Source organism: Kluyvera sp. EC_51 (genome assembly GCF_019584505.1).
Lineage (GTDB): Bacteria > Pseudomonadota > Gammaproteobacteria > Enterobacterales > Enterobacteriaceae > Kluyvera > Kluyvera sichuanensis.
The window spans coordinates 31,955-56,603 of the sequence record NZ_VDAG01000079.1 but is presented as its reverse complement, the minus strand read 5'-3'; the positions used below and the strand labels follow the sequence as shown (position 1 = coordinate 56,603).

Genomic DNA, 24,649 nt, shown 5'->3' with positions numbered 1-24,649 from the left:
TTACGCACCACCCCGTCAGTAGCTGAACAGGAGGGACAGCTGATAGAAACAGAAGCCACTGGAGCACCTCAAAAACACCATCATACACTAAATCAGTAAGTTGGCAGCATCACCTCTTGATGCTCTTGAGAAACACGGAACCTTTGCCGCCGCCGCCGATTCGCTGTTTAAAACGCCCGCCGCACTTAGCTATATGATTCAAAAGCTGGAAAGCGACCTGAACATTACGCTGCTTGACCGCTCCGGGCATCGGGCAAAATTTACCGATACCGGGCGTATGATGCTGGAAAAGGGCCGTCTGCTGCTCAATGCGGCAAAAGATCTGGAAAAACAGGCGATACAGCTAACTTCTGGCTGGGAAAAAGAGCTGGCGATTGCGCTGGACGACTCATTTCCCTTTGCCGCGCTATTGCCGACGATCGACGCATTTTATGCACTGAATAAACAGACGCGCCTTAACTTTACTCACCACACGCTGGCGGGTTCCTGGGAAGAACTGACCCATAACGGCGCGGATATTATCCTCGGCGCAATTAACGAACCGCCCACCTCGGCTGCCTGGTCATATCGTATGCTCGGCACGCTGGATAACGTGTTTGTCGTCGCCCCAAATCACCCTCTGGCGACCGCCTCAGAGGGCTTAACCAACGAGCAGCTCTGTTTACATCGCGCGGTGGTGATAAGCGATAGCGCGCGGGTATGCCACCCCTTGCAGACCAACCTGATGGATGAACAGCCGCAGATTCGCGTCGACGATTTTCACAGCAAGGTGACGCTGCTTCGTGCCGGTATGGGCTGCGGGTTCCTCCCCCGCCATATTGCCAGTCCGTGGCTGGCAGCAGGAGAACTGGTGGAGAAAACGGTAAACTCGTTTCGCCAGAAAGATGTCGCCTATATCGCCTGGCGCAACGGCAGCGACGGACTTGCTCAGCGCTGGTGGCGTGAAACCCTGCTCGCCAGCGCTGAGATCCGCCGTCTCTATCAGTGACCGGTCCACACCGTCGCGGAGACAGCCGGTAGCGTCAGGTCCATGCCCTCAAGCTGCGCATCGCCCTCCCGGCGCTGCCAGCGGGCCACGTGCAGCAACGGAGAGTCCGCTAACGTGATGTCGCAGGCTTCCCCGCGATTAATCCCAACCAGCACGCGCTCCGCGCCAAGTACGCGCAGGAACACCACCACATCTCCCACCGCATAGAGCACCTGGCAGGCGCCAAGGCGCAGCGCAGGCGTGGCTTTACGCAGCGCCGCCAGACGCTGGTAGAGCGCTAGCAGGTTTTTATCCTGTTTATTTTCATCCCACGGGAATGGCTTACGGCAGAACGGGTCGTTATCGCCATCCAGTCCGACTTCATCACCGTAGTAAATACAAGGCACGCCGGGCCAGCTAAACAGCCAGACCACCGCCAGCGGCAGACGCGCCACATCACGGCCGAGCAGCGATTTAAAGCGTGCCGTATCGTGGCTATCAAGCTGGTTAAACATGCGCAGCTGCTGCTGATGCGACAGCCCGGCACGGTAATCCTCCATCCACGCGATGCAGGTCTGCGCATCAATTTTCTGCGGGTCGTAGGAGATATCGGTATTGGCGAGGAAACCCCACAGCGGGAAGGTAAATCCGCGGTAGTTCATCGCCGCATCTTCCGCATCCTGCTGTAGCCACTGGCGCGCATCACCAAAGTGTTCGCCGAGCACATAGGCATCCGGCCGCGCGGCTTTCGCCGCCTGGGTTATCGCTGCCACGTGCTTCAGGTTATTCTTCGCGCCGCCCGCTTCGCCAAGCATGTGCACCACGTCCAGCCGCCAGCCGTCCATATTCCACGGCGCTTTCAGCCAGTGACGAACAATACTGTCTTCGCCGCCGTAGATTTCGTTAATCAGCGCCTGAGACTGGTAATCGAGCTTCGGCAAGCTGGCGTAGCCCAGCCAGTCGAGCGCTTTCCCCTCCGGTGAAAAGCTGTAGTGGTCGCGCCACGGTGAGTCCGGATGATGACAGGCTCCGCTCGCTGTGCGGTTGTGGCGGTCAAACCAAGCGTGAGTGTCACCGCTGTGGTTAAACACGCCGTCGAGGACGAGGCGCATCCCCTCACGCTGGGTATTTTGGCGCAGACGCAGCAGCGCGTCGTTGCCGCCAAACTGCGGGTCAACTTCACGATAATCTTCGGTATCGTATTTATGCACGCTGGGCGCGGTAAATACCGGGTTCAGGTATAGCGCGGTCACCCCAAGCGCTTTCAGGTAGGGCAGCTTTTCGCTGATACCGTCGAGGTCACCGCCGTAAAAGGTCGAGCCGCCCGCTTCGGCGGTAAGTGGTTCATCCCAGTCGCGCAGAATGATGTCGTGACCGGCCGCATGATGGTGGTAGACGTTGTCCTGCCGATCGCTACGAGCCGGGCTACGGGCAAAACGGTCCGGGAAAATCTGATAGAAAACCTGTTCAGTCACCCACTGCGGGCCCGCATCCGGGCTATCAAAGGCGAAAAGCGCCAGCTTGGCTGGCGGAAAGGCGCTAAAGCCTGTTGGCGAAAACCACTGCTGGCGGTCATCCCACAGCAGTTTAAAGGCGTAACGACGGCGCGGTTGGCCTTCATGCAGACCAATTTCCGCGCGCCATTGTACGATATCGTGGCTCGGCGCTTTGCCACTGCGGCGCATCGGCACCGCCATCTCTTCGTTATCGACTTCCGAGCGCATCGTCACCCGCTGCGGCAGGTCATCGCCGCGAAGCCACAGCGTGATAATGAGTTTGTCCTGCTGCTGTTTAATAAAGGGAGCAACAGGAAGGTGCCAGGCGTTCAACATCATCTATCCCCTATCCTCAAAGTGAGCCCACCTTGCCATACGACTATTGCACCCTACTCATCTTTTGTACTTTTTTGTAGGGAGGAGGACAGGGGCGGAGGGTAGCAGGCCCTCATGTCCGCGCAGTAAAGCCCTACGGGACACAAGTCTTCCAGCCTTTAGAGCAAGACAACCTTTGCATAAATATTAGTGATACGCGTTTTTTTGAGGTGTTGTTCAAAGTTTTCAAAAACAATGCCCCAATATTTGTGATGAAGATTCAATTTATTGAATGTAAATACAGAAGGCTAGCCATCTCTCTTCACGTTTATTTTTTTCATCGCTAAAAGACAAAACACAACAATATGATATCAAAGCATTTAATAGACTTGTTTTTTATGAGCCAAATATTTCCAACAACCTCTCAATGTGATTAATGTCATTATTTAAAAATACAGATGTGACCTGCGTTATGATTTTCATCAACATATTTAGTCATGCTTTATCACAGGAATACGCATACATTAAGGATTAGGTAATGAATATTATTTTTAACCCTGAATTGATTGCGCTTAAGCAACCTCTTTCCAGCGCAGAACAGGCTATCGAATTCGCTGGCACATTGCTTATCCGACAAAATATTTGTCGCCCGGAATATGTCGGATCAATGCTCGAGGTCTACCAGGATTTTGGTCCCGCCATCGTTATCGACTACGGTCTGGCAATGCCTCACGCTCGGCCAGAAAAAGGCGCATTACAAACCGGGTTTTCTTTAGTCACCAGCCAGCAACCTATCAACTTTGGCAATGAGGAGTTTGACCCCGTTAACGTCATCATCGCTATCGCCGGCGCGGATGCAAATAACCATATAAGGATGATCCAACTGATTGCTTCACTCATAGAGTCCGACCTTGTGACCTTTCTTCAACAGGAGCATGAAGTTAATTCAGTATTACATTTTATCCAAAAACAAATGGAGTCGTCGTTATGTTAGTTATCAGAACAGTTTGTGGTAACGGTATTGGTAGCTCATTAATGGCTGCGAATAATGTCAAAAAAATATGTGATGAACTAGGCATCAAAGCCGACGTTGCCTCCGTTGATTTCGCTAACGCAGTAGGAGAAAAAGCCGATCTTTACGTTACCATCAAAGAATTGGCAACCCAATTTCCCGCGCACTGTAATGTCGCCATTATTCGCAGTTATGTACATAAAGCGAAAATAGCTGAAGATATTACTGAGGCACTCGCCAATATTGCTGCAACTCACTCTTAATCATTATTGAGGGAACGATCATGCAGGCTATTCTTAGTTTTCTGTCAGAGATATTTAGTCAACCCGCATTTTTGATGGGGATTATCGCATTCGTCGGTTTAGTGGCATTGCGCTCCCCTGGAAATAAATTACTCACCGGTACCTTAAAGCCGATTTTAGGTTATTTAATGTTAAGCGCTGGCGCTGGCGTTATCGTTGCTAACCTGAACCCACTCGGTGGGATTATCGAAGCCGGATTTAATATCCGTGGAGTAATCCCTAACAACGAAGCCATTGTTTCCGTTGCACAGAAAGTGCTGGGCGTGGAAACCATGAGTATCTTGCTACTAGGTTTTATTTTTAACCTGCTTATTGCTCGCTTTACTAAGTACAAATACATCTTTCTTACCGGTCATCACTCTTTCTTCCTGGCCTGTCTATTCTCAGCGGTATTGCAGGCGGCAGAATTCCGTGGCTGGATGTTGGTATTAATCGGCGGATTCCTGCTTGGTTCATGGTCGGCTATTTCTCCAGCAATCGGGCAGCGCTATACCAAGCAGGTGACGGAAGATGGTGGTATTGCCATGGGGCACTTTGGCTCCCTGGGCTATTACATCTCAGCCTGGATTGCCACGAAAACCGGCAACCCGGCAAACTCATTTGCCGACACTGAAATCTCAGAAAAATGGGGCTTTTTACGCGATACCACGGTCACCACCGGGATCGTGATGTTCGTTATCTACTTTGTGTGTAGCGCCGTCGCCGGTACTGAGTATCTGCGTACAATAACGGATCAGAATATGCTGATCTTCTCAATCCTTACCGGCCTGCAGTTTGCGGTTGGCGTCGCCATCGTTTACAACGGCGTACGACTGATCCTCGGCGATCTGGTTCCTGCCTTCCAGGGAATTAGTCAGAAACTGATACCAAACTCGATCCCCGCCGTGGACTGCGCAGTGTTCTTCACCTTTAGCCCGACTGCCGTTGTCGTTGGCTTTATCAGTTCATTCATCGGCGGTCTGGTCGGGATGCTTTTCCTGGGGGCATTGAGTATGGCGCTAATTATCCCAGGGATGGTCCCGCACTTCTTCTGCGGTGGGACCTCCGGAGTATTTGCCGACAAGCTTGGCGGTAAGCGCGGCTGCATTATTGCTTCATTTATCGGCGGTATCTTCCTTGCATTCCTCCCGGCGATGCTACTCCCGGCGTTAGGCAACCTGGGCTTCGAAAACAGTACTTTTGCCGATTTCGATTTTGCGGTCTGGGGAATCATTATCGGTAACGCCTTCACCCAGTTTGGCCAGATAACTATCTATCTGATTTGCCTGATACTGATTGTCGCGCTGCTGGTGCCATTCTGCTTCCGTTCGGTTCGTGTAGTCGGTGACACGCTCAGCTATGAGGAACTCACCACGAATAAGAAAAATGAGTAAGCATTTTCATTTTTCCCTGCGGGAAGGGACGTCTTCCCGCAGCAGACAAAATAATCAGGAGTTGTTATGGCTATCTTGTCCATTGGGTTTTCATGTTTTGATCAGTTTTTCTTTTTGAATGAATGGCCGCAGGAAAACACCAAAAATTTCTGCCATGACTTCATTGAGAGCGGTGGCGGTCCGGCAGCAAATGCAGCGTGGCTTCTGGGACTATGGGGCGAAGATGTTTATTACATTGGCCACTTGAATCAGGATCTTTACGGCCAGCGCATTATCGATGAGTTTGCTGAGGCGGGCGTTGATACTAGCCAGGTGGTTTTCTCCGATGAAATGATCACGCCGCTGGCGTCAGTTTTGGTGAATCGCTTAACGGGTTCGCGAACAATCATTACGCGTAAAATGCAGAGTCCGCCGACGCTGACCTATGACCAGAAGCTCAAGCTAGACAGTTTAGCTGAGCGCTTAATTGCATCAGAAGAGCCAGTAACGCTTTTAATTGATGGTCATGAAGCAGAAATCAGTGAATATTTAATCAAGAAACTACCTACAGCCAGAGTGGTTATGGATGGTGGTTCATTACGTGCTAGTAATATTAAACTTGCAGCCTGGACAGATTACTTTGTAGTCAGTGAGCATTTTGCTCGTGATTATATGGGATATAAATCACTGAGTTCTGAATCAGAAATAAAATTGGCACTCATTGAGTTAAATAAAATTTGCCGTGGCGAAGCATTTATTACTCTTGGAGAAAAAGGCTGTGCATTTTTAAAGAGTGGAATGCTACAAATCGTCCCTTCCTGGCTATGCAATGCTGTAGATACCACCGGTGCTGGCGATGTATTCCATGGCGCCTTTACCTACGGCGTACATTACTCATGGCACATTGATAATATCATTTTATTTGCCAGCCTGACTGCTGCAATTTCTATTGAGAAAAAAGGTGTCCGTGAGTCAATGCCAGACCTTGCCGTTGTCCATCATTAGCTAAAAAGTTACGAAAGAAACTTAACGCAATATTTTGGTGAATAAAGGCATTTCGTAAATATCAAGAGGTGATTATGTTAGTTTCTATGAAGGACATGCTTCAGCATGCCCTACGGGACGGCTATGCCGTAGGGCAGTTCAATATTAATAATCTGGAATGGGTTGGTGCTGTATTACGTACCGGCCAGCAGTTGCGCTCACCGGTTATTTTAGGTGTTTCCGGCGGCACGGTTAAACATATGCTGGGATTAAAATGTATTCATGACATCGTGGTTAATGCGATGGATTATTTAGAGATTGATACTCCGGTCGCACTGCATTTGGATCATGGCACCACTCCTGAAGCCTGCGAAGCCGCCATCGAAGCTGGATTCAGCTCTATTATGTTTGATGGTTCACACCTGCCATTTAAGGAGAACCTGGCCATCACCCGTCATCTGGTCGAACTGGCGCACAGCAAAGGTATTTCAGTTGAGGCGGAGTTAGGTACCATTGCTGGCAGCGAAGATGGGATCGTTAACTCTGAGGTTATTTATGCCGATCCGCAGGAGTGTTACACCCTGGTCAGCGAAACCCAGGTTGACTGTCTGGCAGCGGCGCTTGGGTCAACCCATGGTCTCTACAAGGGTAAAGCTAAGCTGGGGTTTACGGAGATGAAAGCCATTGCAGAGCGCGTAAAAGTACCGTTGGTACTACACGGTGGCACCGGCATTGCTGACGAGGATATGCGTAAAGCCATTGCCTGTGGCACGGCTAAAATTAACGTCAATACCGAAAATATGTACGCCTGGTGCCAGGAGGTGAAAGCGATATTTGCCGCAGACACTGGCCACGATGTAAACGACCCGCGGAAAGTGATTAATCAGGGGTTGAAGCCGGTACGCCAAATGATTGCACGACGTATCGAGCTCTTTGGTTCGCAAAACCGCTATTAGGAAATAGAGACGCGTGACAAAGGCAGTAGCCCGGCCGAGCGAAGCGACGCCGGGAAAGACCCGGAGTCGGTGCATACGCACCTCGTCCGGGCTACGTGATAGAGCAGATTATTTGCTGCGACGGGTTTTCAATGCCCAGCCGACTAACAGCAGTAGAATCCACGCAAAGCCCACGTACAGCGAAATGCGGGTATCCGGGTGGTAACCAATGAGCGCAATAATAAAGACCAGGAAGACGATACCGACGATGGTCGTCGCCACGCCGCCAGGCACTTTAAACTTCAGCGCTTTGATTTCATCAGCCGACAGACGTCGACGGAAGGCCACCTGCGAGAGCAGGATCATAATCCACACCCACACGGTGGCGAAGGTCGCCAGCGACGCAATCACCAGGAAGACGTTTTCAGGCATGATGTAGTTGAGGTACACCGCAAACAGCAGCGCGATGGTCATCACCATCACCGTCACCCACGGGATACCGCGACGGGAGGTTTTAGCGAACACCTTCGGTGCGCTGCCCTGCTCCGCCATACCGTGCAGCATACGACCCACGCCGAACACATCGGAGTTAATCGCCGACAGTGATGCCGTCAGTACCACAAAGTTAAGGATGCTGGCTGCGAAGGTGATCCCCAGATGCTGGAAGGTCATCACAAATGGGCTGCCGTTGGTGCCGACCTGGTTCCACGGATAGATGGACATAATGACGAACAGGGTACCCACGTAGAACACCAGAATTCGCATCGGCACGGAGTTGATCGCGCGCGGAATAGAGGTCTGCGGGTCTTTCGCTTCACCGGCCGTGATACCGATAATCTCGATACCGCCATAGGCAAACATCACCATCTGCAGCGACATCACCATACCGAGCCAGCCGTTGCTGAAGAAGCCGCCGTTGCTCCACAGGTTATGAATACCCGTTGGCTGCCCGCCGTTGCCGATACCCCAGATAATGATGCCAAAACCGGCCACGATCATGATGATAATGGTGGCGACTTTGAAGAACGAGAACCAGAATTCCAGCTCACCGAACACCTTCACGCTCATCAGGTTAATGGCGCAGATAATCAGCACCACGCTGAGCACCCATATCCAGTGCGGCACCGCCGGGAACCAGACGCCCATATAGATACCAAAGGCGGTCACGTCAGCAATCGCCACAATCAGGATCTCAAAGCAGTAGGTCCAGCCGGTGATATAGCCCGCCAGCGGCCCCAGGTTGTCCTGCGCATAGCGAGAGAAGGAGCTGGCAGACGGGTTATGCACGGACATTTCGCCCAGCGCACGCATGATGATATACGCGGCAACGCCGCCAATAATATAGGCCAGCAGAACGCTAGGCCCGGCCATCTTAATCGCATCGGCGGAGCCGTAGAACAGCCCCGTACCGATGGCCGATCCGAGGGCCATAAAGCGAATGTGTCGGGTGCTTAACCCGCGCTTCAGCTTGTTGTTTTCCATCGTTTCCAGTGCCATGTCATACCCATCATCATCGCGCCGCAACGCGAACAACTTAGGTGAAAGTACCCAAAATAAAAAACCACGGAACATCACGTTCCGTGGTTAAAACACCTTGATGTAAACGCCGGTTAGTGGGCGCTTGATGTCACCTGACGACCTGCTGTACGGTCCCAGATAATCGCCAGAACCGCCATCACAACCGTCGGCATCAGCCATGCAAGGCCTTGCTCGGCCAGCGGTAAACGGGCAGTCCACGCCGGCAGCACATCTGCAAAGGCAGAGGCTTTGATGCCGTCAAGAATACCAAATACCAGGCTGATAAACATCGGTGGTGCAATAACGCGGCCCGAATTATGCCACCAATTGCGGGTAAAACTCAGCACTACGAGTGCGATACATGGCGGATAAATCGCGGTCAACACCGGAATAGAGATTTGAATCAGGTGGCTCAGCCCCAGATTCGACACCGCCATGGAGAACAGGCCGAGGATAAACACCAGCGTACGGTAGGAGAACGGCAGGTACTGAGCGAAGAACTCAGCACAAGCACAGGTCAGGCCCACCGCGGTCACCAGACAGGCGATGAAGATCAATGCCGCCAGCATGAAGCTGCCCGCGCCGCCGAAGGTGTGCTGTACATAAGCGTGCAGGATTGCCGCACCGTTCGCGTTCTGATCGACCAGCGTCGCGCTGTCGGAACCCAGGCGGAACAGCGCCAGGTACAGCAGCGTCAGGCCGACACCGGCCATCAGGCCAGCCCAGATGGTATAGCGAGTCAGCAGACGCGCTTCGGTCACACCGCGGGAACGCGCGGCGTTAACAATAACGATACCAAACACCATCGCGCCCAGCGTATCCATGGTCAGATAGCCGTTCACGAAACCATTTGAGAACGCGGCGGTTTCATAGGCTTCCATCGCGTGGCTAATCGGGCCAGCTGGCCACATCACGGCGGCTACGGACAGAATAATCAGCGCCAGGATTTTCAGCGGCGCGAGGAAGTTACCCACGGTATCCAGCAGTTTGCCCGGATAGAGCGACACCAGAATCACCAGCGCGAAGTAGACCAGGCTGTAGATGAACAGCGGCAATTCACCGCTGCCGGTCAGCGGCGCGATACCGATTTCAAACGAGACGGTCGCGGTACGCGGGGTCGCAAACAGAGGGCCCACCGCCAGGTAGCAGACCGTGGCGAGCAACACGCCCGCGACTTTACCAATTGGCGTACTCAGGCTATCCACGCCACCGCCCACTTTCGCCAGCGCGACCACGGTCAGCACCGGAAGACCAACGGCGGTAATCAGGAAGCCGATCGCGGCAGTCCAGACGTGAGGACCGGCCTGCAAACCAACCATTGGAGGGAAAATGATGTTGCCTGCGCCAACGAACAACGCGAAGGTCATAAAGCCCAGAGCGATGATGTCACGCGATTTTAATTGATGGGTCATATGTAACTACAGCCTGTGGATGTGGTGTTGTAAAACAAATTTATTGTGTCAGCGCCTGTGGAATGATGCAGAGGAAACTGACAATAAACTCAGCGGGATATGCTCCCTTCGCGGCGTAGAGAAGAATAGTTTTTTGATTTACCGCGCATATACAGTCTGTTTACGACTGCATGGGGGCCAATTTAAACGCTTATAACGTTTTAAAGCAACACGGGATCGCAAAACCAGATGATTATATTGATAGTGAAAAAATAGGCAGACGTATTAACTGGATTTAAGAAAAACATCCGGCTAATCATGCGAACAAAAAATAATCAGACGTTCGTAAATCACGCGGCGTTTACTTGACTGCAAAGCAAACAGACCAGCCGAGGCTGGTCTGTGGAAAGTTAAGCTGACAAGCGCAAAGTTACTCGCTATTTCTGGCAATTAAACGTTCCGGCAGCAGGAAACTGAAACACGAACCTTTGCCGAGCGTGCTGGTAATATCCAGCCGGCTATCGTGATGATTAACCGCATGTTTAACAATTGCCAGCCCCAAACCGCTACCGCCGGTCTGCCGCGAGCGTGCTTTATCAACGCGATAAAAACGTTCGGTCAGTCTTGGCAGATGCTCAGGCGCAATGCCCGGGCCATTATCCTCTACGCTGAACAACGCCCCATGCGACGCACGCTGCCAGCGTACGGTAATCAACGTGCCTTCCGGCGTATGGTTTACCGCGTTATAGACCAGGTTCGACATCGCGCTTCGCAGCTGTTCTTCGTTACCCAGCGCTTTCAGCGTCTCATCAATCTCAAAGTGGAACTGATGCTTATGCTGGCTGAGCGTCTGCGCCTCGCGTTCCACCACCTTCAGCATCATCGGCACATCAATCTTTTCGTTCAACGCCAGCGTCGGTGAAGCCTCGATTTTAGAGAGCGTCAGCAGCTGTCGAACCAGCCCTTCCATACGCTGCGTCTGCTCACGCATGGTGTGCAGCGCTTTCTCACGCACGTTCCCTTCCAGCACCTGCTCCTGCATCATCTCCAGGTAGCCCTGCAGCACGGTCAACGGCGTGCGCAGCTCATGGCTGACGTTGGCGAAGAAGTTACGCCGCGCCCCTTCCAGCTGGTGCATTTGCGTGACATCGCGCGCCACCATCAGAAGCTGACGGTCGGTGTACGGCATCACACGAATCTCCAGATGGCGACCGCTGTTCAGCACCAGATGCAACGGCTTTAAGAAATCGCGCTTTTTGAGGTGTTGGGTAAATTCGGGGTAACGCAGCAGGTTTAAGATGTTCTGCCCGCTATCGTCGGGCCAGCGAAGCCCCAGCAGCTGCTGGGCCAGGCCATTACACCAGAAAATGGCCCCCTCTTCGGTAGTGAGCACCACCGCATCCGGCAGCGATTCGGCACCGCTACGGAAGCGTTTAATCAGATTGCCCAGCTCGCGGCGGCGTTTTTTATTACGCAACTGCATCTGGTTAAGCCCATAGAGCAAGGGCTCCCAGCTGCCGCGTCCCGGCGGAGGGGTCATACTTCTATCGACCCAAAGCCACCAGGAGAGTCGCAGTAAATTCCAGAAATGCCAGATGAGCAGCCCGGTCACCGCCGCCAGTAAAAACCACGGCAGATAACCAAAAATCAGTCCCAGTATCGCGGCCGGGAGACAGCATAACAGCAGCTCCAGCACCAGCCTTTTCCATGACAGCCGTTCCAGCACGCGTCACACTCCTGTCAAAAATTAGAAACGGGCAGAGAAACGATAACCTGTGCCGCGAACGGTTTGCACCATGCGGTCATGACCACTGTGTTCCAGCGCCTTACGCAGACGACGAATATGCACGTCGACGGTACGGTCTTCAACATAAACGTTGGTACCCCAGACGTGGTTCAGCAGCTGTTCGCGGCTGTACACGCGCTCCGGGTGCGTCATAAAGAAATGCAGCAGCTTAAATTCGGTTGGCCCCATATCCAGCGGGTTTTCACCGGTCATCACGCGGTGAGAGGTCGGGTCAAGGCTCAGCCCCTGCATCTCAATCACCTCTTCCACCGCCATCGGCGAAATACGGCGCATCACCGCTTTAATGCGGGCGACCAGCTCTTTTGGCGAGAAAGGTTTGGTGATGTAATCGTCGGCGCCGGTTTCGAGGCCCCGCACGCGGTCTTCTTCTTCACCACGGGCAGTGAGCATCACTACCGGAATGTCACGCGTCAGCGCTTCACGTTTGATATGCTTAATAAATTGCAGTCCCGAGCCGCCCGGTAACATCCAGTCGAGCAGAATAAGGTCGGGCCAGGGTTCATTCAGTTTGCTGATAGCGGTATCGTAATCTTCTGCTTCCACCGGCTGAAAACCGTTTTGCTCCAGAACGAAACAGACCATCTCGCGGATTGGCGCTTCATCTTCAACGACCAGAATACGTCTTGCCATTATTTGCCCTGTTTTTAGACATCAGTATTATATACGGCGTCATTATGCGTCAGATTTATGACAGATTTATGAAAAACATGACCGTTAGATGATCGCGGTTTACCGTTTATGACACACGCAAAACGCGCTCATCGACCTCAACGTAGGCTGATGTTTATAATCAACTTTACGCCACTTCTCACGGAACCGCTATGCGCATCATCCACACTTCGGACTGGCACCTTGGCCAGAACTTCTACAGCAAAAGCCGCGCGGCTGAACATGACGCGTTCCTGAACTGGCTGCTCACCACCGCCGAACATGAGCAGGTGGATGCTATTATTGTCGCGGGCGATATCTTCGATACCGGCTCCCCGCCAAGCTATGCGCGCGAACTCTACAACCGATTTGTGGTCAATTTGCAGCAGACCGGCTGCCATCTGGTGGTGCTGGCGGGCAATCATGACTCCGTGGCAACGCTGAATGAATCCCGCGATATTCTCTCCTTTCTGAATACCACGGTGATTGCCAGTGCCGGTCATGAGCCCTTTATTCTGAATCGCCGCGACGGCACGCCTGGCGCGGTGTTCTGCCCGGTGCCGTTCCTGCGCCCGCGTGACATTATTACCAGTCAGGCGGGACTCTCCGGCGGCGAAAAAGTCCAGCAGGTGCTGGCAAGCATTACCGAGTACTACCAGCAGCAGTACCAGCAGGCCTGCGAACTGCGCGCTGACGCTACGCTGCCGATTATTGCCAGCGGCCACCTGACCACCGTCGGGGCCAGCAAAAGTGACGCGGTACGCGACATTTATATTGGCACACTGGACGCTTTTCCGGCGCAAAACTTCCCGCCTGCCGACTATATCGCGCTGGGCCACATCCACCGGGCGCAGAAAATCGGCGGCAGCGAGCATATTCGCTACAGCGGTTCGCCTATCGCTCTCAGCTTTGATGAAACCGGCAAAGCCAAAAGCGTCAATCTGGTGAGCTTCACCGACGGCAAGCTTGCCGACGTCACACCGCTTACCGTCCCCGTGACTCAACCGCTGGCGGTGATCAAAGGCGATTTTGACGCTATCAGCGCTCAGCTCGCCGAATGGCGCGATGCCGCCGCAGAGCCGAGCACCTGGGTAGATATTGAAATCACCAGCGACGAATACCTGCATGATATTCAACGTAAAATTCAGGCCATCACCGATGATCTGCCGGTCGACGTGCTGCTGGTGCGCCGCAGCCGTGAACAGCGCCAGCGCATTCTGGCAAGCCTTGAGCGCGAAACCTTGAGCGAACTGAGCGTCGAAGAGGTGTTCCAGCGTCGTCTGGCGCTGGAAACGCTGGAGGAGCCGCAGCAACAGCGCCTGCACGCGCTGTTTAATGACACCCTCCAGAGTCTTGGTGAGGAGGAACAGCCATGAAAATTCTCAGCCTGCGCCTGAAAAACCTTAACTCGCTCAAGGGCGAGTGGAAAATCGATTTCACTCAGGAGCCGTTTGCCAGCAACGGTCTGTTTGCTATTACCGGCCCAACCGGTGCGGGGAAAACCACGCTGCTGGATGCCATCTGCCTGGCGCTGTACCACAAGACGCCACGCTTAAGTAACGTCTCCCAGTCGCAAAATGACCTGATGACCCGCGACACTGCCGAGTGTCTGGCGGAAGTCGAGTTCGAGGTTCAGGGCATGGCCTATCGCGCCTTCTGGAGCCAGAACCGCGCCCGCAACCAACCGGACGGCAACCTACAGGCGCCGCGCGTCGAACTCGCTCGCTGCGACGACGGGCAAATTCTGGCGGACAAAATTAAAGACAAACTGGAGATGACCGCCTCGCTGACCGGCCTCGACTACGGGCGTTTTACCCGCTCGATGATGCTGTCGCAGGGCCAGTTCGCTGCCTTCCTCAACGCTGAACCGAAAGAGCGCGCCGAACTGCTGGAAGAGCTGACCGGCACCGAAATTTACGGCCAGATCTCTGCGCAGGTATTTGAAAAACATAAACACGCGCGCGGCGAGCTGGAGAAGCTTCAGGCGCAGGCCAGCGGCGTAGTCCTGCTGAACGAAGAGCAGCAGCAGACCCTGACACAGAGTTTGCAGGCGCTTACTTCTGACGAGCAGCAGTGGCAACAACAGCAGACCGTCGCTGCGCTGCATCAGCAGTGGCTCACCCGTCAGCAGGAGCTGGAACAGGACGGGAAAACCCACCAGCAGTCGCTTAATACTGCCCACCAGGCGTTGGAAGAAGCGCAGCCACAGCTTGCTGCACTCAACCGGGCGCAGCCTGCAGAAGCGTTACGCCCGCGCTGGACGCAGCTACAGGAACAGGCCGCCACGGTGGCGAAAACCCACCAGTTAGTAGAGCAAGTAAATACTCGCTTACATGACTCCCGCCGCCTTCGCGACCGTATCCGAGTGAGCGCTGAGCAGCAGGCCACCACGCTCCAGCAGACCCAAAACCAGCTTCAGCAGTGGCTGCAGGAAAACGAACACATCCAGCAGTGGCTGGGGGAACTGACCGGCTGGCGTAGCGCCTTCAGTCAACAGGCTCGTGAACGTGCTCAGCTAGAGACCGCCACACAGCGTCTGGCTGAGCTGGAAAAACAGCTCGCCCAATTGCCGCCTTCGGCGTTGACGCTGACTCAGGAAGAAGTGGCCGGGCAAATTGCCCAGCACGCGGCCAGCCGCCCGCTGCGCCAGCAGCTAAGCGCACTGCATTCGCAGTTCATACCGCTGCAAACGCGCCGCCAGCAGCTTTTGCACGCACAGCAGCAGCGCCAGCAACAGCTGGAGACGCTGACCGCCGGGCTCACCCAGCTCCGTCAGGTCTATAAAGAGAAAAAGCAGCAGCGCGATGACGTCAATGCCATCTGCGAACTGGAGGCAACGATCGTACGCCTCGAGGCTGAGCGCGCGCGTTTGCAGCCAGGCGCGCCCTGCCCGCTGTGCGGCTCAACCAGCCACCCGGCGCTGGCGGAGTACCAGGCGTTAGCCCCGGATGCCAACAAAGCCCGCCGCGATGCGCTGGAAAAAGAGGTTGCCCGACTCGCGGAAGAAGGCGCCACGCTGCGCGGTCAGCAGGCCGCGCTGGAAAAACAGCAGCAGCTGGAAAATGCCGAGCTGGCGACGCTTTGTGAGCGAGAGCAAGCACTTACATCACAGTGGCAGACAGTCATTCAGGGGTTGGATATCACGCTACAGCCTGCTGACGATATCAACGGCTGGCTGGCAGCGCAGGAAGAGGCCGAGCAGCAGCGCTATCACTACAGCCAGCGCCTGACGCTTGACGCGCAAATTCGTGAGCTACGCACCCAGTATACCCAGCAGCAGGATGAACTGGCGCAGCGTACCGCTTTGCTTACCCAGACGCTCGCTGGCTTCGGCCTTGCCCTTCCGCAGCCCGACGAAGCGCACCGCTGGCTGGCTGCCCGTGAAGCGGATACCCAGCGCTGGCAGCAGCAGCAGACACAGAGTCTGGAGATTCAGCAGCAGCTCGTGCTGCTCCAACCGCTGCTCGACACCCTTCCTGCGGTGCAAAACCCTGAAGATGCCCATCCGGTGGCGCTCGACGGCTGGCAGCAGGTACACCATGATTGCGTGTCGCTGGAGAGCCAGTGGCACACGCTCCAGCAACAGGAAGCACAGGAGAAACAGCGTCTGCAGCAGGCCGAGCAGGCCTTCGACCAGGCGCTGGCCGAGTCGCACTTTAGCAATCGCCAGGACTTCCTTAGCGCCCTGCTGGACAACGCGGAACGTCTTCGTCTGGAGCAGCTAAAACAGACGCTGGAGACCCAGTATCAGCAGCGCCAGACGTTAGCGGCACAGGCGCAGGAGGCAATACAGCGTCATCTGACTCAGCGTCCGGAAACACTGAGCGAGGCGTTAACGCTGGCAGATGCCCAGACGCAGCTCCAGCATATTTCCCGCCAACTGCGTGAAAACAGCGAACGCCAGGGCGAGCTGCGCCAGCAGTTGAAGCAGGATGAAGAGAATCGCCAGCAGCAACGGTCGTTGTTCCTGGAGATAGAAAAAGCCAGCGCCGCGCTGGAGGACTGGGCACATCTGAATGCGCTGATTGGCTCTAAAGAGGGCGATAAGTTCCGCAAATTTGCCCAAGGGCTGACGCTGGACAATCTGGTATGGCTCGCCAACGAACAGCTCAGCCGCCTGCACGGTCGCTATCTGCTTCAGCGCAAAGTCAGCGACGCGCTGGAACTGGAAGTGGTTGATACCTGGCAGGCGGACGCGGTGCGCGATACCCGCACCCTCTCCGGCGGCGAAAGCTTCCTCGTCAGCCTTTCGCTGGCGCTGGCGCTCTCTGATCTGGTGAGCCATAAAACGCGCATCGATTCGCTGTTCCTTGATGAAGGCTTCGGCACGCTGGATAGCGAAACGCTGGACACCGCGCTGGACGCGCTGGATACGCTCAACGCCAGCGGCAAAATCATCGGCGTGATTAGCCACGTTGAGGCGATGAAAGAGCGGATTCCGGTACAGATTAAGGTGAAGAAGATTAACGGGTTGGGATATAGCCGGTTGGATAAAACGTTTAGCGTGGAGTGAGGTTTCCCCTCACCCCGGCCCTCTCCCGGAGGGAGAGGGAGAAAAGCAGCACCAAACGGTTCCCTCTCCCTTTGGGAGAGGGTTAGGGTGAGGGCAACATCACGCTGGCCACAACCACGCCGCCCCACGTACCCCACTGGAGTCCCCGTGCAGCGCCTTGCGAATCGGTGTTTCACACTCACCGCCGAATACCCACGCTTTCACCAGCTGCGGTACCGTCTGATACAACCGTTCAACGTTGCTCATCCCACCGCCCAACACAATCACGTCAGGGTCGAGAATATTCACCACGTGCGCCAGCGATTTCGCCAGCCGCTGCTCGTAACGACTCAGCGCCTGCTCAGCTAGTTCGTCCCCTTCGCTCACTAGCTGCATAATCTCACTGCCTTTTAGTGGATTACCGCTCAGACGGTGATAATCCGTGGCAAAGCCGGTACCGGAAATAAAGGTTTCAATACAGCCCTGCTTACCACAATAACAGGGGACTTCCGCCCGGAAGCGCAGCTCGTCGTCGTTCATCCACGGCAACGGATTATGTCCCCACTCGCCCGCCGTACCGTTACCGCCGATGTGCGCACGGCCTCCCAACGCCACGCCCGCGCCGCAGCCGGTACCGATGATCACCGCGAACACCGTCTGTGCGCCCGCCGCCGCACCGTCCACCGCTTCAGACACCGCCAGGCAGTTAGCATCGTTCGCCAGCCGCACTTCACGATTCAGGCGGCGACTGAGGTCTTTATCAAACGGTTGTCCGTTGAGCCGGGTCGAGTTGGCGTTTTTTACCACCCCGGTATAGGGGGAAATTGAGCCAGGAATGCCCATGCCAACCGTGCCCATTTGCCCGGTTGCCTCTTCGGCGAGAGCAACAAGATGCGCAATGTTCTCAATGGTTTGCTGATAGTCACGCGGCGTCGGCAAACGGTGGCGATAAAGCTGCTCACCCTGGTCGCTTAGCGCGATGACTTCGGTTTTCGTTCCACCCAGATCGATACCAATTCGCATTCATAACTCCTGTTTAAAACAATGCAAGGGCGAGGACAATTCGTTATCATTGCCCGCTGATTTAACGACAACACCGTGGAAATTATCATGCTGTGGTTCAAAAATTTAATGGTTTATCGTCTCAGCCGCGACATCTCCCTGCGCGCGGAAGAGATGGAGAAACAGCTCGCTGAGATGACCTTCACCCCATGCGGCAGCCAGGATATGGCAAAAACCGGCTGGGTACCGCCGATGGGCTCACACAGCGATGCGCTGACGCACACAGTAAATGGTCAGATCATCATTTGCGCCCGCAAAGAAGAGAAGATCCTGCCCTCTCCGGTGATTAAACAAGCGCTGGAAGCGAAGATCCAAAAGCTCGAAGCCGATCAAGGCCGCAAGCTCAAGAAAACCGAAAAAGATTCGCTGAAGGATGAAGTCCTGCACTCTCTGCTGCCGCGCGCTTTCAGCCGTTTCAGCCAGACGATGATGTGGATCGACACCGTTAACGACTTGATTATGGTTGACTGCGCCAGCGCCAAAAAGGCGGAAGATACGCTGGCGCTGCTGCGTAAAAGCCTCGGCTCGCTGCCGGTAGTGCCGCTGACGCTGGAAAACCCGATCGAACTGACCCTGACCGAATGGGTGCGTTCCGGATCGGCGGCGCAAAGTTTCCAGATTCTGGATGAAGCCGAGCTGAAAGCGATCCTCGAAGACGGCGGCGTGATCCGTGCGAAGAAACAGGATCTGGTGTGCGATGAGATCGCCTGTCATATCGAAGCCGGTAAGCTGGTGACCAAGCTGGCGCTCGACTGGCAGCAGCGTATCCAGTTCGTGATGTGCGATGACGGCTCCATTAAGCGTCTGAAGTTCTGTGACGAACTGCGCGATCAGAACGAAGATATCGACCGTGACGACTATGCTCAGCGTTTCGACGCGGACTTTATTCTGATGACCGGCGAACTGGCGGCGATGATTAAAAGCCTGGTAGAAGGTTTAGGCGGCGAAGCCCAGCGTTAAGCCCCCTTGTATCCCGGCATCGCTTACCGACGCCGGGATATCTCCTGTTTATCGTTGTTCTAGCAAAAGAGCATATTCCCCCGACCCCAGCTGTAGTTGCCGCCCCTCTGGCATAAATTCACCATGCCAACCGGTTGGTATCAGCAGGCTCGCCTGCGCGTTGGCAGGCACCTTCAGCGTAATACGCGCCTGCGCGCCTTCTCGCTGCCAGCGAATAGCCACCTCGCCGTAAGGCGACAGATAGCTCGCCTCGGCGCTGCTAACCTCTGTATTCCCTACGTCAGGTCGGAAAACGATGCGGTTGCCTCCTACCGAGTCAGGCGCAAAATCCAGCCCGGCGAGATAGCGATACAGCCACTCGCCCACCGCGCCATATGCATAGTGGTTAAACGAGTTCATATTGTCGCTCCAGAAACTACCGTCAGATTTTATGCCGTCCCAATGCTCCCAGATTGTCGTCGCCCCCTGATGAACCGAGAACAGCCACGACGGGAAAGTGGTCTGGCACAGCAGGCGCACCGCCGTCTGATGATAACCGTACTCTGACAACACCGGGCACAGATAGGGGGTGCCGAGGAATCCGGTATCAAGATGGTAATCACACGCCGCGACAAGTTCATGCAGGCGCTGCGCCACACCTGCGGACTGTGCCTCATCCAGCAGGCGAAACGCCAGCGGCAGAATATGCGCCGTTTGCGTATCCGCTTTCATCTCGCCCCGCTCATTAAGCCAGTCGCGGACAAAGCGTGCTTTAATCTGCGCAAACCACTCGCGATAGCGCCGCGCATCCTCTATAAGCCCCAGCGCTTGCGCCGCCTGAGAAAGCAGATTAGTCACATGAGCATAAAACGCATTGGCGACTAAATAGACCGGCGTCGCGCCAAAATAGCTGTCCGGTTTGGCATCCAGCGCCAGCCAATCGCCGAACTGGAATCCGCTGTTCCACACCCAAGGATCATTGCCCGTGGCGTGAATATAGTGAACCCAGGCCTTCATCGAGGGCCAGTGTTTAGCCAGCAAGGCTTTATCGCCGTAGGTCTGATACAGCGTCCAGGGACAAATCACCGCTGCATCCCCCCAGCCGGAGGAAGTATAGGTTTCATCTCCCCAAATTTTAGAAATATAGTCGCGTAGAATATCGGGGATCACCATCGGGACGCTGCCATCCGGCTTTTGATCGGCGGCGAGGCTACGTAGCCATTTGCTAAAGAAATGATGAATGTTGTAATTCAATGCTGCGGTACGCATGAAAATATGCGCATCACCCGTCCAGCCCAGACGTTCATCACGCTGCGGGCAGTCGGTCGGGATATCGACAAAGTTGCCGCGCTGTCCCCAGATAATATTCTGATATAATTGATTAATATCGTCTCTCGAGCACTGAAAATGGCCAGTTCGTTGCATATCGGTGTGCAGCACTTCCCCGGTAATGCTGGCCAGTACCCGTTCATCTGCCAACTCATTCAGCCCCTGAATTTCAAGGTAGCGGAATCCCTGGAAAGAGAACTGTGCCGCATAATCTAGCGGCTCGCCATTTCCCACAATCTCAACACGCTGATCGGCCCCGCGCAGATTCGCCGTATAGAGTTCACCTTCACGATCTAAAACCTCGGCATGGCGCAATACTACCCGCTCGCCGTACTGCAGCGTTGCGCGAAGACGTACCCGGCCAACCATATTCTGCCCCATGTCAATCACCGTCCGTCGCGCGTTGCGACTGACGATCGCCCGCGGAGTAAGGTGCTCCGTGACGCGTACCGGCTCGGCTATCTGCGGAACCAGCCATGCGCTGCGGGAAGGCACGATCTCAACGTTTCGCCAACCTTCTGAATCAGCACCGGCGGCCCAATGACGAGGTTCAACTCGTGCATCCCAGCGCTCACCATGATAAAAACTGCTATGGCTTTGCCCGGCAGGACGACACTGCCAACTTTGATCGCTAATCAGTCGCTGTTCAGTACCATCTTCATACGTAATCTGTAGCTGGATAAACAGCGCTTTGCAGTCACCGTAGAGTTCGCGCCGTTTCAGCCAGCTTAGCTCCCCCTTGTACCATCCTTCCGCCAGACGCGCGCCAATCGCCAATCGCGCCTGCGTTAGCAACGCGGTGACGTCGTATACCTGATACTGGATATGATCCTGATAGCTTGTCCAGCCGGGGCTAAAAAGTGCATCACTAACGTCCTGCTCATTAATTTGTAGCTGGTAGATGCCTAACGCAGAGGCATACAGACGCGCACGTTTTACCTTCCCCCGTAAATGGAACGTTTTACGCAACAGATGAACGCTTTCCGGCGGCGTATCGCGGTCGTCTGGAGAGATCCACTGCGCTTGCCACGGCGTAACGGCATCCGGGGCACACTCCAGCCAACCGGGCTGACTCCAGGCACACACCTCGCTGGCATTGTCTTCCACGCGCACACGGAAGAAATAACGCTGCTCCGGCAAGGGAATAAACCCCGCCGCCGCCACGTGCTGTGATTGCCCCGATGCCACCCATTGGCTGTCATAAATACAGTCCTGAAAATGAGGGGCCGTCGATATTTGCAAATGATACCGCTGTTGCATCACGTCACGTTGCTCAGCGCCATCGATTACCCAACTAAATGAAATAGCGTTTGCATCCACGCCCAGGCAGGCAGTCGAACCATTACAGGTTACTGATAAGATACCTATCATTTAATTTTACCTTAAGCTTTACTATGAATAAGTTTTTTAGCGTTGGGAATTTCCCGCTGATAAAAATAAAAGACCATCACTACCAGCCAACATAATATTGCCGGACCAGCACAGCGAACCAGATTGATTGCAGTCAACGAACTGGCGCTTTGAATAGCTTGATTCGGTATATATCCGGCCCATTCCATAATAAATCCAGCAAAGGCCGCCGATAATGCAAAGCCAATTTGCATCGAGAGCGCATTTAATGAAAATAGCATTCCGTCACTACGCTGACCGGTTAACGCTTCCATCCTATCTGAGGTTTCAGCCATCATCCCAGTGATCGCCACCAGCAGTACGCCAATACCAAGGCTAAATATACCGGCCAGCATAAAATAGATAACCGGCAAGGCAATAGGTGCAAAAATCATCAGTATGCAGATACTTCCCATAACCATATAGGTACATTTTGCCGACTGACTATTGCCCATTTTTTCAATAAGCCATGGCGCCCCTAATGAACCAATAACTTTACAGGTATAACTCATAAAAATATAAATAGGGATCAACTCCGGTTCCCGGAGATAATATTTCAGATAATAGATACCGACGCTATTTTGCAAACCGACGCTCAGGCCAAAAGCAATCATCGCCAACACCACACAGCGTACCGCTACGCTGCCGTAGGCCTGTTTAATGGCAGCAAAAAAATGAGGTTTAACGCCTGCCGGGGCGCTGGCAATTTCTTTCGTCGAAAAGAACAGCATCCACGAGAAGAGAATACTCAGGATACCGACGACCCAACCGACAGCCAGGAAACCGTTGGCATCATGACCCCGACCAAAAAAGTAAATCAGCGGCATCACCAGCGGCGCAATGATCATCCCCGCAACGTTGGAAAAAGCGCGGCTTAAGGCAATCAACTGGCTACGCTGGGTGACATCACGCGTCAGGTTAGGTACCAGTCCCCAGATGGCCACATCAATACAGGTAAAACAAAGCCCGGCGATATTGTAGACAATAAGCGCATAGATAAACTTCATCGTCAGCGACAGGTCCGGCACCCAAAACATCAATACCGTAAATAAACAAAATGGGATCGGCACGATCAGCAACCACGGACGAAATCGCCCCCAGCGTGTCTGCGTACGGTCCATGACGGTGCCAATAAACGGATTAGAAAATGCATCAATCAGTCGGGTGATCAACAAGATCATTCCGGCCATCGCCGCCGTTAGCCCGAAAACATCGGTATAAAACACCATCAGATAGGATGTAACGACAACGCTAAACACATCCTTACTGAATGCGCCGCTGCCGAAACTGAGCTTTTGCCACCATGACAATTTCATAGCCAATCACCTTAAATAGGACAGTGTTCACAGTCTTACCCAACGCAATGCATCATACATTACTGACAATGCCACCTTTGTCCGATAACTGGCAGGCTGAATAAAACTGGGCTGCACACTTCACATTTCCGTAAATACAACTCCCCACAGTGCTATTTCTGTGCTGCAATAATGAAACAGAGGCTGGAGGGTCGATGATGTACCGAATTTTCTTTGATAAATACTTTGCTGCGCAGAGTCAGCCGATTGCCGTGCATAAAACCAATCCCGAAGTTAATAATATTGAACACGACCATGATTTCGAAGAACTGGTGATCGTCGACCGAGGAAGCGGCACGCATATTTTAAACGGTGAACCCATCGCGATTCAGACTGGGGATGTTTTTTATATTCAGCGGCAAGACTATCATTATTATGAAAACATGGGTTCGTTAAGCCTGACGAATATTCTTTTAAGGGACGATATTAAGTTCATTAATATCCCTTCATTACATCAGGTTTTAACCAACACGTTTGCCGAGGCATCCTCCAGTATTTATCGACTCAATCTTGAGTACCGCGCCACCTACAACCAGTTGATTCAGCAACTCAGCGAAACATTGAATCAACAGGACCCACTGGTGACGGTGCGTCGGGAAGGACTACTGCTGCAATTAATTTCACTATTAAGCTTCCACCGCGTCCGTGCCCAACCCACGCGTAGCCATAGCGGTATTGAGCAGTTGTTGGACGAAATTCGGCTCCGCCATACTGGGGAAATTAACTGGGATGCGCTATGCGAGAAATACGCTATTTCACAGCGTACGCTGTATCGTTCGACGCGCAAACTGACGGGATATTCACCGGAAAATTACCTGCTACGCCTGCGTCTGAGTACGGCAAAGCACATGTTACTTTTTAGCGAAGAATCAATTACCTGGATTGCATTTGAGTGCGGTTTTATCAACGCCTCGCATTTTTCCCAAAGCTATAAGCGGATTTATAATCTTTCCCCTACCGATGAGCGCATGCGCCGGGGATCGCATTGAATTCCCTTCCTGCCTCAGCAGGAAGGGAATAGATTACAGATAGCGGCACAGATAAGAGGTTGGCTCTGCAACCTGCAGATTAAATTCACTGTGGCCCGGCACGTTGAATACTTCCCCTGCGGAGTAGACTTTCCACTCAATTTCACCCGGTAACAGCACGTTCAGCGCACCGCTAATCACGGTCATTTCTTCCGGCTGTGCGGTACCAAAGGTGTATTCACCTTCCGCCATCACGCCCACGCTGGCACGACCCGTGCTGCTGCTGGTAAAGCCAATGGATTTCACTTTTCCCTCAAAGTACTCGTTGCTCTGAAGCATAAACAGGCCCTTATTATCTTATCGTCAAAAGACCAATATAGAGTTGCGA

Annotated in this window: 20 protein-coding genes; 10 read left to right on the top strand and 10 right to left on the bottom strand. The window is 53.8% G+C overall.

What is annotated here, in order from left to right:
• Window positions 1-59: IS1 family transposase (locus FHC49_RS24745; RefSeq protein ID WP_097491765.1), on the bottom strand; the 59-nt coding region annotated here is incomplete at its 3' end.
• A 41-nt stretch (window positions 60-100) separates the two neighbouring features.
• Here FHC49_RS24745 and FHC49_RS14185 point away from each other — a divergent pair.
• Window positions 101-988: a LysR family transcriptional regulator gene (locus tag FHC49_RS14185; RefSeq protein WP_255581372.1), complete on the top strand. Its 888-nt coding sequence runs from the start codon at window positions 101-103 to the stop codon at window positions 986-988.
• On the opposite strand, the gene malZ is transcribed toward FHC49_RS14185, so the two are convergent.
• On the bottom strand, window positions 982-2,802 hold the full coding sequence (gene malZ, locus FHC49_RS14180) for a maltodextrin glucosidase (RefSeq protein WP_220440117.1): 1,821 nt from the start codon (window positions 2,800-2,802) through the stop codon (window positions 982-984). The genes FHC49_RS14185 and malZ overlap by 7 nt on opposite strands.
• 514 nt (window positions 2,803-3,316) lie before the next feature.
• On the opposite strand from malZ, the gene FHC49_RS14175 reads away from it, so the two are divergent.
• The 5 genes from FHC49_RS14175 (at window position 3,317) to fba (ending at window position 7,384) form a co-directional block, all read left to right on the top strand.
• Window positions 3,317-3,772, top strand: coding sequence for a PTS sugar transporter subunit IIA (locus tag FHC49_RS14175; RefSeq protein ID WP_220440116.1), 456 nt, complete (start codon window positions 3,317-3,319; stop codon window positions 3,770-3,772).
• Window positions 3,766-4,053: a PTS sugar transporter subunit IIB gene (locus FHC49_RS14170; RefSeq protein ID WP_185667185.1), complete on the top strand. Its 288-nt coding sequence runs from the start codon at window positions 3,766-3,768 to the stop codon at window positions 4,051-4,053. The genes FHC49_RS14175 and FHC49_RS14170 overlap by 7 nt, the downstream gene beginning before the upstream one ends.
• Window positions 4,054-4,073: 20 nt before the next feature.
• Window positions 4,074-5,465, top strand: coding sequence for a PTS ascorbate transporter subunit IIC (locus FHC49_RS14165; RefSeq protein WP_220440115.1), 1,392 nt, complete (start codon window positions 4,074-4,076; stop codon window positions 5,463-5,465).
• A gap of 66 nt (window positions 5,466-5,531) precedes the next feature.
• Window positions 5,532-6,449, top strand: coding sequence for a carbohydrate kinase family protein (locus FHC49_RS14160; protein WP_220440114.1), 918 nt, complete (start codon window positions 5,532-5,534; stop codon window positions 6,447-6,449).
• Window positions 6,450-6,523: 74 nt separating this feature from the next.
• Entirely contained in the window at window positions 6,524-7,384 is an 861-nt protein-coding gene (gene fba / locus FHC49_RS14155) for a class II fructose-1,6-bisphosphate aldolase (RefSeq protein ID WP_220440113.1), read from the top strand.
• A 108-nt stretch (window positions 7,385-7,492) separates the two neighbouring features.
• Here the strand turns inward: fba and proY are convergent, their stop codons facing one another.
• From proY to phoB, 4 genes are all read right to left on the bottom strand, one after another.
• Window positions 7,493-8,845 (bottom strand): proline-specific permease ProY, encoded by a 1,353-nt coding sequence (proY, locus tag FHC49_RS14150; RefSeq protein WP_185667318.1) that lies wholly within the window; start codon window positions 8,843-8,845, stop codon window positions 7,493-7,495.
• Window positions 8,846-8,973: 128 nt separating this feature from the next.
• A complete protein-coding gene (gene brnQ / locus FHC49_RS14145) occupies window positions 8,974-10,293 on the bottom strand; it encodes a branched-chain amino acid transporter carrier protein BrnQ (RefSeq protein ID WP_185667189.1) in 1,320 nt (439 codons plus the stop codon).
• 409 nt (window positions 10,294-10,702) lie between these two features.
• Window positions 10,703-11,998 (bottom strand): phosphate regulon sensor histidine kinase PhoR, encoded by a 1,296-nt coding sequence (gene phoR / locus FHC49_RS14140; RefSeq protein ID WP_185667190.1) that lies wholly within the window; start codon window positions 11,996-11,998, stop codon window positions 10,703-10,705.
• 21 nt (window positions 11,999-12,019) lie between these two features.
• Window positions 12,020-12,709, bottom strand: coding sequence for a phosphate response regulator transcription factor PhoB (phoB, locus tag FHC49_RS14135; protein ID WP_185667191.1), 690 nt, complete (start codon window positions 12,707-12,709; stop codon window positions 12,020-12,022).
• 191 nt (window positions 12,710-12,900) lie between these two features.
• On the opposite strand from phoB, the gene sbcD reads away from it, so the two are divergent.
• Together sbcD and sbcC are read left to right on the top strand one after the other, a co-directional pair.
• Entirely contained in the window at window positions 12,901-14,103 is a 1,203-nt protein-coding gene (gene sbcD / locus FHC49_RS14130; protein WP_220440112.1) for an exonuclease subunit SbcD, read from the top strand.
• On the top strand, window positions 14,100-17,240 hold the full coding sequence (gene sbcC, locus FHC49_RS14125) for an exonuclease subunit SbcC (RefSeq protein ID WP_220440111.1): 3,141 nt from the start codon (window positions 14,100-14,102) through the stop codon (window positions 17,238-17,240). The genes sbcD and sbcC overlap by 4 nt, the downstream gene beginning before the upstream one ends.
• Window positions 17,241-17,339: 99 nt before the next feature.
• On the opposite strand, the gene mak is transcribed toward sbcC, so the two are convergent.
• The gene (gene mak, locus FHC49_RS14120) at window positions 17,340-18,242 is read right to left on the bottom strand and encodes a fructokinase (RefSeq protein WP_220440110.1); all 903 of its coding nucleotides are present in this window, start codon (window positions 18,240-18,242) and stop codon (window positions 17,340-17,342) included.
• Between the two features lie 87 nt (window positions 18,243-18,329).
• Between mak and rdgC the strand changes: the two genes are divergently transcribed.
• The gene (gene rdgC, locus FHC49_RS14115) at window positions 18,330-19,241 is read left to right on the top strand and encodes a recombination-associated protein RdgC (RefSeq protein WP_123649988.1); all 912 of its coding nucleotides are present in this window, start codon (window positions 18,330-18,332) and stop codon (window positions 19,239-19,241) included.
• A 48-nt stretch (window positions 19,242-19,289) separates the two neighbouring features.
• Here rdgC and FHC49_RS14110 read toward each other — a convergent pair whose 3' ends face one another.
• Complete coding sequence (locus tag FHC49_RS14110; RefSeq protein ID WP_220440109.1) at window positions 19,290-21,920, bottom strand: alpha-L-rhamnosidase; 2,631 nt, start codon at window positions 21,918-21,920, stop codon at window positions 19,290-19,292.
• An 11-nt stretch (window positions 21,921-21,931) separates the two neighbouring features.
• Complete coding sequence (locus tag FHC49_RS14105; RefSeq protein WP_220440108.1) at window positions 21,932-23,254, bottom strand: MFS transporter; 1,323 nt, start codon at window positions 23,252-23,254, stop codon at window positions 21,932-21,934.
• 194 nt (window positions 23,255-23,448) lie between these two features.
• On the opposite strand from FHC49_RS14105, the gene FHC49_RS14100 reads away from it, so the two are divergent.
• Entirely contained in the window at window positions 23,449-24,282 is an 834-nt protein-coding gene (locus tag FHC49_RS14100) for a helix-turn-helix domain-containing protein (protein WP_220440107.1), read from the top strand.
• Between the two features lie 33 nt (window positions 24,283-24,315).
• Here FHC49_RS14100 and ppnP read toward each other — a convergent pair whose 3' ends face one another.
• The gene (gene ppnP, locus FHC49_RS14095) at window positions 24,316-24,600 is read right to left on the bottom strand and encodes a pyrimidine/purine nucleoside phosphorylase (RefSeq protein WP_035895638.1); all 285 of its coding nucleotides are present in this window, start codon (window positions 24,598-24,600) and stop codon (window positions 24,316-24,318) included.
• Between the last annotated feature and the right edge of the window lie 49 nt (window positions 24,601-24,649).